Annotated in this window: 10 protein-coding genes; 3 read left to right on the top strand and 7 right to left on the bottom strand. The window is 71.6% G+C overall.

Features of this window, described 5'->3' with window-relative positions:
* Positions 1–16: 16 nt before the first annotated feature.
* Together NBZ83_RS25160 and NBZ83_RS25155 are read left to right on the top strand one after the other, a co-directional pair.
* The gene (locus tag NBZ83_RS25160) at positions 17–1,114 is read left to right on the top strand and encodes a sensor histidine kinase (protein WP_308203828.1); all 1,098 of its coding nucleotides are present in this window, start codon (positions 17–19) and stop codon (positions 1,112–1,114) included.
* 122 nt (positions 1,115–1,236) lie between these two features.
* On the top strand, positions 1,237–1,995 hold the full coding sequence (locus tag NBZ83_RS25155; protein WP_261567651.1) for an SDR family oxidoreductase: 759 nt from the start codon (positions 1,237–1,239) through the stop codon (positions 1,993–1,995).
* A 49-nt stretch (positions 1,996–2,044) separates the two neighbouring features.
* Here the strand turns inward: NBZ83_RS25155 and NBZ83_RS25150 are convergent, their stop codons facing one another.
* From NBZ83_RS25150 to NBZ83_RS25125, 6 genes are all read right to left on the bottom strand, one after another.
* On the bottom strand, positions 2,045–2,494 hold the full coding sequence (locus tag NBZ83_RS25150) for a VOC family protein (protein WP_261567650.1): 450 nt from the start codon (positions 2,492–2,494) through the stop codon (positions 2,045–2,047).
* A gap of 327 nt (positions 2,495–2,821) precedes the next feature.
* Positions 2,822–3,217, bottom strand: a complete 396-nt coding sequence (locus NBZ83_RS25145; protein ID WP_261567649.1) for a RidA family protein — start codon at positions 3,215–3,217, stop codon at positions 2,822–2,824.
* Positions 3,214–4,398: an alpha-hydroxy acid oxidase gene (locus tag NBZ83_RS25140; protein ID WP_261567648.1), complete on the bottom strand. Its 1,185-nt coding sequence runs from the start codon at positions 4,396–4,398 to the stop codon at positions 3,214–3,216. The genes NBZ83_RS25145 and NBZ83_RS25140 overlap by 4 nt, the downstream gene beginning before the upstream one ends.
* The gene (locus NBZ83_RS25135; RefSeq protein WP_261567647.1) at positions 4,395–5,198 is read right to left on the bottom strand and encodes an ABC transporter ATP-binding protein; all 804 of its coding nucleotides are present in this window, start codon (positions 5,196–5,198) and stop codon (positions 4,395–4,397) included. Before NBZ83_RS25135 ends, NBZ83_RS25140 begins: the two co-directional genes overlap by 4 nt.
* Positions 5,198–6,136 carry an ABC transporter permease gene (locus NBZ83_RS25130; RefSeq protein WP_251745836.1) on the bottom strand — a complete coding sequence of 313 codons (939 nt, stop codon included), beginning with the start codon at positions 6,134–6,136 and terminating at the stop codon, positions 5,198–5,200. The genes NBZ83_RS25135 and NBZ83_RS25130 overlap by 1 nt, the downstream gene beginning before the upstream one ends.
* Complete coding sequence (locus NBZ83_RS25125; RefSeq protein ID WP_261575918.1) at positions 6,136–7,194, bottom strand: ABC transporter substrate-binding protein; 1,059 nt, start codon at positions 7,192–7,194, stop codon at positions 6,136–6,138. Before NBZ83_RS25125 ends, NBZ83_RS25130 begins: the two co-directional genes overlap by 1 nt.
* A 225-nt stretch (positions 7,195–7,419) precedes the next feature.
* On the opposite strand from NBZ83_RS25125, the gene NBZ83_RS25120 reads away from it, so the two are divergent.
* Complete coding sequence (locus tag NBZ83_RS25120; protein WP_261567645.1) at positions 7,420–8,019, top strand: TetR/AcrR family transcriptional regulator; 600 nt, start codon at positions 7,420–7,422, stop codon at positions 8,017–8,019.
* A gap of 215 nt (positions 8,020–8,234) precedes the next feature.
* Here NBZ83_RS25120 and NBZ83_RS25115 read toward each other — a convergent pair whose 3' ends face one another.
* Positions 8,235–9,539, bottom strand: a complete 1,305-nt coding sequence (locus NBZ83_RS25115) for a hypothetical protein (protein ID WP_261567644.1) — start codon at positions 9,537–9,539, stop codon at positions 8,235–8,237.
* Positions 9,540–10,015 lie beyond the last annotated feature (476 nt).

Below are 10,015 nucleotides of genomic sequence, written 5' to 3'. Positions count from 1 at the left end.
ATAAGGGACAGGCACGATGATCGCCGTCGTCGGCACCCCGACCCATCTCACCGACCGCGCCGAAGACCGGGTGCGCAATGTGATGGTTACCGCGACGGCGCCGCTGATCGCGCTGGCAGGCCTCGCCGCCTGGCTGTTGTCCGGCGCCGCGCTACGCCCGGTGGACCGGATGCGCCGCCAGGCCGCGGCGATGGCCGCCTCGGACCTGGCCATGGTGCACTCCCCACCCGGCGACCCGGCCGACCGGGAGGCGGACACCGGATTCCAGCTCGCGGTGCCCACCACCCGCGACGAGATCGCCGCCCTCGCCCGGACCATGAACGATCTGCTCGGCCGGTTGCATGCCGCCCGCGCCCGCGACCGCGCCTTCGTCGCCGACGCCGGCCACGAGCTGCGCACCCCTCTGACCGTGCTGCGCGCCGAACTGGAACTCGCCGCCCGGCCGGGGCGCTCGGCGGCGCAGCTGCGCGAGGCGGTCCACACCGCCGGCGAAGAGACCGAACGGCTGATCCGCCTCGCCGAGTCCCTGCTCACCCTCGCCCGGATGGACGGCGGCCATGTGCGGCGCGGGCCGGTCCCACTCGACGAGATACTCGACCGTGCCGTGCGGGCCGCCGCCGGCTACGCCGACTCGCGTGACCTGCGCCTGATCGTCGCCGTGCCCGCAGTCGACCGGCCGCTGACCGTGCTCGGCGACCCGGACCTGCTGCGCCAGGCCGTCGACAACCTGCTCGCCAACGCGGCGCGGCACGCCCCGTCCGGCAGCGTCGTCGAACTGCGCGGCGATCGCATGCCCGGGCGCGCCGACGGGCCACCCGCCGTGGTCGCCATCCGGGTCCGCGACCACGGCGGGGGATTCCCGGCCGACTTCCTGCCGCACGCGTTCGAACGGTTCCGCCGCGCGGACGCGGCCCGCGGCCGCGGCGACGGCGGCGCCGGGCTCGGCCTGTCCATCGTCGCGGCGATCGCCGCCGCGCACGGCGGCACTGTCGAAGCCGCCAACGCCCCCGGTGGTGGCGCGCTCGTCACCATCATCCTGCCCGCCGCCCCCGGCTCGCCCGCAGTTGCGCAACCCGCGGCGCCGCATCACCCTTCCATGCACCTGGAGTCATGATGTGGAGGCGCTGCGTGCGCAGGTTGTGGGGCGGCGGCGGGTCACGGATCGGTGGCCCGCCCCGTCCGCCTCCGCAGGGCGGGTCATCCGGGCCGCCCTGGTACGAAAGGGAGAGATCCACAGTGCAGATCGTCGTCATCGGCGGGACCGGGCTCATCGGCGCGAAGCTCGTGCGCCGGCTGGCCGGGCACGGGCACACCGCGATCGCCGCCTCGCCGAGCTCCGGCGTCGACACCCTGACCGGCGACGGGCTGGCTCAGGCGCTCACCGGCGCCGACGTCGTCGTCGACGTGTCCAACGCGCCGTCGTTCGAGGACCGGGCCGTGCTGGAATTCTTCCGGACGTCGACGGCGAACATCCTCGCCGCGGCCGCCGCCGCCGGCGTCGGGCACCTGGTCGCGCTGTCGGTGGTGGGCACCGAGCGGCTGGCCGCCAGCGGCTACTTCCGAGCCAAGATCGCCCAGGAGGAGCTGATCCGGCAGGGGGGCCTGCCGTACTCGATCGTGCAGGCGACGCAGTTCTTCGAGTTCGTCGCCAGCATCGCCGACGCCGCCACCATGGCCGGCGCGGTCCGCCTGGCACCGGCGCCCGTCCAGCCGATCGCCGCCGACGACGTCGCCGCCGCCCTCGGCGTCACCGCGGCCGCCGCACCGGTGGTGGGCATCGTCGAGGTGGCCGGCCCGGAGCAGTTCCGCCTCGACGAGCTCGTCCGCCGCCACCTCGCCCGCCGCGGCGACCCCCGCCCGGTGGTGGCCGACCCGCAGGCCCGCTACTTCGGCGCCCGGCTGGACGAACGCACCCTGCTCCCCGGCCCGGGCGCCCTGCTCGCCCGGACCCGGTTCGAGGACTGGCAGGCCGTCACCGCCGCCGCCGGCCGTTAGACGAGTAAGGCCTGGAGGACGCCGGTTCGCTCTCCGCGGGGGCGCGACCCTAACGCTGGTCGCGGCGCAGCGGATGCTCGGGCGGGATCTCGACGACCACGATGGGGATCGAGTCCGGGTCCTCGATCCACATCTCGTCGAGCCCCCACGGTTCCCGTTGGGGCGCGCGGACGATCGGCACCCCCGCGGCGGCGAGCCGGCGATGCTCGGCGGCAAGGTCGCGCACCTGCAACCACAGGCGAACCTGCGCCCCGCTCCCACCCGCCGGCTCACCCGTGCCCCGGGCTCCGGCCGCGTCGCCGGGGGTCGTCGTGCGCGTCGGGCGCTGCGCGCGGCCGGAGACCTCCAGCAGGCTCTGCCCGAGGAAGAACACCAGGCCGGGATCGTCCGGCGGCCCGAACTCACGGTAGATCGCAAGCCCCAGGGTGTCCCGGTAGAAACGGCGGCTACGCCCCGGATCGGTCGGCCTGATCAGGATGCGACTGCTGAGAACCTCCATCCGGCCAGTCTTCCCCCACCGACTCGTCCTGTTCAGGCCCGCGCCATGCCGGTTCGCCGCGCAGCACCCGGCGGGCCTGCCAGAGCAGCCGGTGACGGCGCCGCAGCCCGACGTGCTCGTCCTGCCGGTCACAGCAGACACCGAAGCCGCTGTGGCGTGGACACTCGATGCTCTCGCTGGCCGCGCAGTAGTACATGTCGGGGCAGCGGCAGTCGGCCACGACGTCTCTCCACGCGCGCCTGACGGCCCGTGACCGATCACGGCGATGATCCTGATCCACGGGTCAGCCTCCCACGGCGGCCTCCTGCGACCCACGGCGGCCCGCGGTCACCGCTGTCGCATCGCCGCGGGCGCGCGGACGGCGATCGCCTGGAGTTCGATGAGCACGACGGGGAGCGCGAAACCGGTCACCAGCGTGGTCCGTGCGGGCGCGTGCGCCGGCCAGGCCGCGGTGAAGGCGCTGTCCCACAGCGGGAAGTCCGCCGGACGGGCCAGGAACGCCTCCACCCGCAACGCGTACTGCAGGTCGCTGCCCGCCTCCCGCAGGACGCCGCGCAACGCCTGCAGGGCGCCGTCGACCTGGCGCCGGATGTCCGGCGCGGTGGCGGGCGTCATGCCGGGGAGCAGCAGATCCGGGCAGATCACGCCGGAGGTGACGACGAGGTCGCCGTGGCCGGCGGCACCCGAGATCGACGGCAGTTGACCGGGCACCCTCGTGATCACGGCCGGCTCCGCTGGAGGGCCTCGGGAGTCAGCTCGGTCACCGAGCCGTGCCCGAGCAGGGTCAGCACGGTGACCATCTCCTCGCGCAGCAGGGTGAGGACACGGGCCACTCCGGCCTCGCCGCCCGCGGCCAGACCGGCGGCGGCCAGCCGGCCGATGACCACGGCACGCGCGCCGAGAGCCAGGGCCTTCACGACATCCGTGCCGCCGCGCACCCCGCTGTCGAGCAGGACCTCGATGCGGCCGTCGGCGGCGGCGACGACCTCGGGGAGCTGGTCGAGCGCGCCGGGCGTGCCGTCGAGCTGGCGCCCGCCGTGGTTGGACACGATGACGGCGCCGGCGCCGGCGTCGATGGCGAGGCGGGTGTCCTGCGCGGTGAGGATGCCCTTCGCGATCCACGGCAGGTCGGTGTGGCGCATCAGTGCGGCCAGCCGCTCCCAGGTCCAGACGGGTTCGTCGCGGGCGAAGAGCTGGCCGAACACGTCCTGGGCCGCGACGTCGCCGCCCGGCGGGTAGTTACCGGTGATCATCCGCAGGTCGACGGTGAAGCGGTTGCGCAGGTTGCGCTCACGCCAGCCGGCGGTCGGGCAGTCGACGGTCACGCACACGGCCGCGTAGCCGGCGCGTTCGATGCGCTCCAGCATGCGCGCGAAGTTGCGTTCGGTGCCCATGGGATGCACCTGCGCCACGCGCGCCGCGGCGGGAGCGGCGTGGGCGACGCTCTCGATCGAGTGGGTGCCCGCCTCGGGAACGATGCTCAGCGTCCCGCAGCGGGCGTTCGCGCGGGCCACGGCGAGGTGGCCGTCGGTGTCGAAGAACCCGTCGGTGCCGAACGGCGCGGTCAGGACCGGCAGGCGCATCGGCAGGCCGAGCACGGTGGTGGCGGTGGAGGGCACCGGGTGCCCGCTCATGACCCTGGGGCGGAACTGCCAGCCCGCGAACGCGTCGCGGTTGGCCCGCAGCGTCGTCTCCTGCCCGGCGCCACCGGCGAGGAAGTCCCACACGTCGCGGGGCAGCACGGCCTGCGCCGCCGCGCGGATCTCCGTCAGGGTCGGGAACCGCTCAGCGATCGGATCGACCGTCTCGGTCTGCACCGGCCCGACGCCGTCCGACCGGGCTCCCGTCTGGCCGACTCCTGTCTGGCCGACCCCCGTCTGGCCGACTCCCGCCACGGTTGTCACGAGGCCACCTTCTCGATCAGCGCGCTGCGGTCGCTCACCGCATCGCCGGCGCCGGTGATCCTGTCGATCAGCCCGCCTACCGTCATCTCGGACTTCTCCGTCCCGTCGTAGTCCGCGATCACCCGGCCCCGGCTCATCACCAGCAGCCGGTCGCCCAGGGCGAGCGCGTGATCCATGTTGTGGGTGACCATGACCGTGGTGGCACCCAGCTCGCGCACCAGCTCGGTGGTCAGCGCGAGCACCGTCGCCGTCGTCCCGGGATCCAGCGCCGCCAGGTGCTCGTCGAGGAGCAGCACCGACGGCGCGCTCAGGGCGGCCATCACCATCGTCAGACTCTGGCGCTGGCCCGCCGAGAGCAGCCCGACGCGGTCGGCGAGGCGGTTCTCCAGCCCGAGACCCAGGCCGGCGACGTGCTCGCGCATGACGGCGCGGCGCCGGGCGGTCACGGCGAACCGCAGCCCGCGCGCCCGCCCACGGGCCATCGCCAGCGCCAGGTTGTCCTCGATGGACAGCTCCGGCGCGGTGCCCGCCCGGGGATCGTCGAACACCCGGGCGATCCAGCCGGCGCGGCGGTGGTCGGGCAGCCGGGTGACATCGCGCCCGTCGAGGTGGACCCGGCCGCGGGTCGGGCGGGCCGCGCCCGAGATCGTCTGGATCAGGCTCGACTTCCCGGCGCCGTTCGTGCCGACGACGGTCACGAACTGCCCGCGTTCGAAGGTGACGTTGAGGTTGCGCAGCGCCACGACCTCGTCGACCCGGCCGGCGTTGTAGATCAGGTCGATGTCGTCCAGCCGGAGCATCAGGCGGCCTCCTGCCGGATCGGGGTGCGGGCCGAACGGGCGGTGCGGGCGAGCGTGCGGGTCAGGCCGCCGAGCGCGCCGAGGTAGCGTTCGGCCGCGATCGCCACGAGCAGGGTCAGCGCGGTGACCCCCCGCAGGTCGCCCGCGGGCAGCCCCACCCGCAGCGCGCCGACGAGGACCAGCCGGTAGGCCAGCGTGCCGACCAGCACGCAGCCGACGATGCGCACCAGCTTCGACCCCGACGGCCGGACGAACAGCTCGCCGAGCAGCACCGCCCCGACCCCGGCGACGAAGGTGCCCCCGCCCATGTTGACGTCGGCGTAGCCCTGGTACTGCACGGCCAGGCTCGCCCCGAGCCCGGCCAGGCCGTTGGCGAGCACGAGCGCCAGCACGGTGAGCCGGCGGTCGTTGACGCCCTGGCTGCGGGCCATCCGCGCGTTGACGCCGGTGGCCCGCAGCGCCAGTCCCAGTTCGGTGCGCAGGAACAGGCCGAACGCGACGAGCACCACGGCGACGACGCCGGCCATCACCCCGGACGTGGCGAGGTCGGCCTGGCGGCCGGACAGCGAGCCGAAGCCGCTGAACAGGGTGCCCTCGGTGCCGAGGCTCAGCGTGGGCGTGTCGAGCACGTGCAGGTTCACGCTGAACAGCCCGATGCTCATCACCAGGCCGGCGAGCAGCACCGGCACCCGCAGCAGCAGGTGGATCAGCGCGGTGACGGCGCCGGCGGCGGCCGCGCCGGCCATGCCCGCCAGCAGGGCGAGCCAGCTCGGCCAGCCGTGCACCAGCGTGAGCGCGCACACCGCGCCGCCGAGGACGAAGCTGCCCTCGACGGTGAGGTCGAAGTCCGCGCGCAGCCGGAAGACGGTGTAGATGCCGAGGAACACCGGCACCAGCGGCAGCCCGGTGACCAGCATGTCCAGCAGGACCTGGATCATCACTGCACCGTCGCCGCGCTCAGCAGATCCGCCGGCAGGGTGATCCCGAGCTTGGTCATGGTGGCCTTCTGGACGGTGAACCCGACGCCCGACGGCTGGCCGAAGGCGACCTCGGCGGCGGGCGTGCCCGTCAGCACCTTCGCGGCGGCGTCGGCGGCCAGCCGGCCGAGCGTCGGATAGTCCGGGCCGATGCTGGCCAGGATGCCCGCGACGGTGGCGTCCCCGCCGACGACGTAGACCGGCAGCTTCCCGCCGGCCGCGGCCGAACCGACGACGGGCAGCGCGGACAGCACGGTGGCGTCGGGGCCGATGAGCTCGGCGTCGACCCGCCCGGTGAGGCTGCGCGCGGCGCTGGGCACGTCCTGGGCCCCGGAGATGGTCGACTCCACCACGCTCACCCCGGGATACTTCGCCACCGCGGCGCGCAATGCCTTGATCCAGACCTGCATGTTCTGGTTGGACGGGTCGTAGATCGTCCCGATGCGCTTCGGTGCCGGCGTGATCTTCATGATCGACTGGAGCAGCACGGCCGGATCGACGTAGTCGACGCTGCCGGTGACATTCTTGCCGGGCCGGTCGAGACTCTCGGCGACCTTCGCACCGACCGGGTCGCCCATCGCCAGGGCAAAGATGGGCTTGTCCTCGGTCTGCTGCGCCAGGGCGACCACGGCGGGGGTGCCGATGACGGCGACGCCGTCGGAGTCCGACTGTGCGAACCCGCGGGAGATGCTGCTGATGAGGCTCTGGTCACCCTGGGCGTTCTTCACGTCGAAACTGACCGGGCGGGGGGCGAGTTTCGTTTTCAGTTCCTGCTCGAAAGCGGCCACGGTCTGGTCGATGACGGTCGCGCTGGCGAGCTGGAGCACGCCCACGTGCACCGTCTTCGCGGTGGCGGCGGAGGAGGCGTCGGCGCCCGCGGGGGAGCCGTCGCCGCCGGAGGAACCGCAGGCTGCCAGGGAGATCGCTGCAGCCAGGCAGGAGGCGACGGCCGGCGCGAGAACGCGGCCGCCGCGCCGGCCGTGGGCACGGGGCCCGGGTGTCAATGCGGTAACGGCCATATGACATCACTTTCGGGAAGCGGGGAAAGGGATTGATCCGGTGATCTCCTCGCGGACATGGGAAGATCTTCGCGTGTTCCCAAAGTCTTGGGGTGGGCCCGGATGGCTGTCAAGGCGCGAAACATGAGATTAACTTCCCAGGTAATGGGTTAACATTGATGGCGGTGCGCACAGACGGCGGTGCGCACAGACGGCGGTGCGCACAGACGGCGCGAGGGGGAGCGGATGGCGGGTCCGAGACCGGGACTGCGGCGGGACGCCCAGGAGACCCGCGACCGGCTGCTGGCCGCGGTCGGCGAACTACTCGCCGAGTCCGGCCCCACCTTCGGCCTGCCCGAACTCGCCCGCCGCGGCGGCGTGGCCACCGCCACGGCCTACCGGCACTTCGAGACCATCCACGACGCGCACCGCGAGTTCCTCCTGCAGCTCACCGGCCGGCTCACCGACCGACTGCAGTCGGTGCCGCCCACCTGGACCCCGCGGCGGCGCTTCGACGCCGCCTGCGAACGGTGGGCCGAGCAGGCCGCGGACTGGGGCCCGGCGGCGGTGCACATCCGCAGCTGGCGGGGCTTTCTGGAGCGCGTCCACCTCGGCGACGAGCCCACCGGCGCGCTCTACGCCGCCCTCGAGCCGATCGTGCGCGACCTCATCGAGCATGGGGAGCTGCCCGACCAGGACGTCGAGTACGCCGTCCTCGTCTGGAGCACGATGTTCGACGAGCGGGTCATCGTCGACCTGCGGGAGTCCAAGGGCTGGCCGCTGCAGCGCCTGGCCCACGTCCTCGGCCGCAGCGTCCTGTCCGCCCTCGGCGGCGCATCCGCCTGACGCATCCGCCTGGCCACCGAAGCGATCGGGCTCACTGCAGTGATGTCGGTCCTGACCGTTCCGTGAAGACCCCGAAAAGACGAGCCGACGGTGCGGCTGGCGCTGCTTACAGTGTGACGCTCGGATCGGCTTTCGTTCGGGCTGGCCTGGTGACGCCGGACACTCTCGGGGAGAAGTGCGCGGCGGACACCCAAGACGCCAGCTCGACGCGGATATCAGGTCGGTGTGCTGACCTCTGGGTTGGCCCGAATCCGCACAGGTAGATCGACGAGGTCTCGGGCCGCGGACACCTGCTGGTAGCAGGCATAACCCGACTCTCCCAGTGCGATCAGGGCGGCGACCCCTGCTCCCGCGAGTGCCAGGACCTTCGCGGACAGACTCTCCACCTCCAGTTCGAGAGCCGATGCCGCTGCACTGGTCGCTGCGGCCAGAGTGGCGACGCCCAATTTTCCATGCCGGCCGACCGATGAGCCATACGTGACCGACATTTCCTGGGAATGCGATGCGTGACAGGCGGATCGAATAGCGCTCGAATAAGAGTCGAGAGCGAGACGTAGACGACTCTCGTTGATCGGGACTGGCTCGGCCTGCCATTCGACCAGCGCCGCGTCGTAATCGAGATAGACATCCGACCGGACGGCTATGAGCTCCCTTGGGTCCAGGGCCAGCAGCGAAGCCGGTGAAGGCATTCGGACGGTATGCTCGAATGTCGGCCAGGTGCTGTGCGGGGTGTCTGTTCGATCAGCTCCGGTCGCGGCGAGAACCAATCGCGCCCAGGCGTCGAGTTGAGGAAAATCCATGTCGTTCTGGTGTTCGCTGGCGAGATTGTAGAGATAGCAGTCGTTCATAAGCCTGCATACGCCGCGGATGGCGCTCAATCTGTTTCGGGTGTAGCCGGCATCGGCGACCGCTCGGAAGATCTCGCGAATATCGTGCAGAGGGCCGGTCAGGCCGACGGATCTTCCGATCGCGCTCATGAGGGCGCCACGTCGCACACCTCCCGGACTCGATCGGACCGCCTCCCCGAACGCGTCGTGCCGCCAAGGACGGGCCTCTCGCCAGACTTCCTGGATACTCTCCTGTTCCTCCTCGTCCAAACCGAGTGCCGATAAAGGTAGATCATCCGGCAACAGGATGCCGGACAGCTTCTCTTCGTAGCTCTGGGCAAGGAGTCGGCTGGTGGGCCAGTGCGTGCACTGAAAGTTCATACTCCGAGAGGCCCGGTCGAGGCGATGTGCCAGCCGGCGGTTCACCTCGTGTGGCATAAGGCCAAGGATTCCCTGGTCTTCTATGGTAGTGAGTGCATGGATGAAGGAGGATGTCTCGGGGTCCCTGAAGGATGGAATGATCAGGCCCGCCTGCACGCCGGCCTCGAAGAGCGATTTCCCATTCCCGGACACGTGCCACTGCAGTCGGTTGGAGATGAACAGGAAGATGTCGGGAACAAGAATCTGAGGCTGAAAGAGAATCGCCCAGAGGAGGCCCTGCTCAAACCGGTCCTGGTCGATGAACTCCTCCATTTGTCGATCCGCCGCGGAGAAGAGAACACTGTTCCTGACGAGGTCCGGCTCGGCCCGCCTCACGTGGGCCCCGCACAGGGCAAAGCTGGTGGTCCAAGCCTCGATCGCATGACGCGTGTACCCCCGTGGATGCGGCGAACAGGAAGATCCGTACCCGAAAAAGGATCATGTCAAATGAAGGGCCAGCGTACCCGGTTCTGGACTGGCGGAACTCGCCCTATGCAAACCCGGGCGAGCGTGGCGAGCCAGCTCGGACGCATACTCACCTGCGCCGTCATCCTCCGTCACGCCGGACGGCAACAACACGGACAGCGCTTTGTTTGCTTCTTATCAATACAGGCGGACTGGGGCTGACACCCAACAGCCGCCGCGGGCTCGCTCGGTGACGACAGCGGTCGGCCGCCGCTGCGACGGCCACGACAGCACGCGGGCCCGTCATCTCCGGTGCGGCTGGGAGCCGAGTGGCCCCCGGGGGC

Source organism: Frankia gtarii (assembly GCF_025403375.1).
GTDB lineage: Bacteria > Actinomycetota > Actinomycetes > Frankiales > Frankiaceae > Frankia > Frankia gtarii.
The sequence above is the reverse complement of the archived record's forward strand: the minus strand, read 5'-3'. Positions and strand labels throughout refer to the sequence as shown.

What these genes read in the sequence shown, in the direction of transcription:
- NBZ83_RS25160 (WP_308203828.1), top strand. Translation starts at nt 17, where the DNA reads ATGATCGCCGTCGTCGGCACCCCGACCCATCTCACCGACCGCGCCGAA.
- NBZ83_RS25150 (WP_261567650.1), bottom strand. Translation starts at nt 2,494, where the DNA reads ATGGAGGTTCTCAGCAGTCGCATCCTGATCAGGCCGACCGATCCGGGG.
- NBZ83_RS25135 (WP_261567647.1), bottom strand. Translation starts at nt 5,198, where the DNA reads ATGCTCCGGCTGGACGACATCGACCTGATCTACAACGCCGGCCGGGTC.
- NBZ83_RS25130 (WP_251745836.1), bottom strand. Translation starts at nt 6,136, where the DNA reads ATGATCCAGGTCCTGCTGGACATGCTGGTCACCGGGCTGCCGCTGGTG.
- NBZ83_RS25125 (WP_261575918.1), bottom strand. Translation starts at nt 7,194, where the DNA reads ATGGCCGTTACCGCATTGACACCCGGGCCCCGTGCCCACGGCCGGCGC.
- NBZ83_RS25120 (WP_261567645.1), top strand. Translation starts at nt 7,420, where the DNA reads ATGGCGGGTCCGAGACCGGGACTGCGGCGGGACGCCCAGGAGACCCGC.
- NBZ83_RS25115 (WP_261567644.1), bottom strand. Translation starts at nt 9,539, where the DNA reads ATGGAGGAGTTCATCGACCAGGACCGGTTTGAGCAGGGCCTCCTCTGG.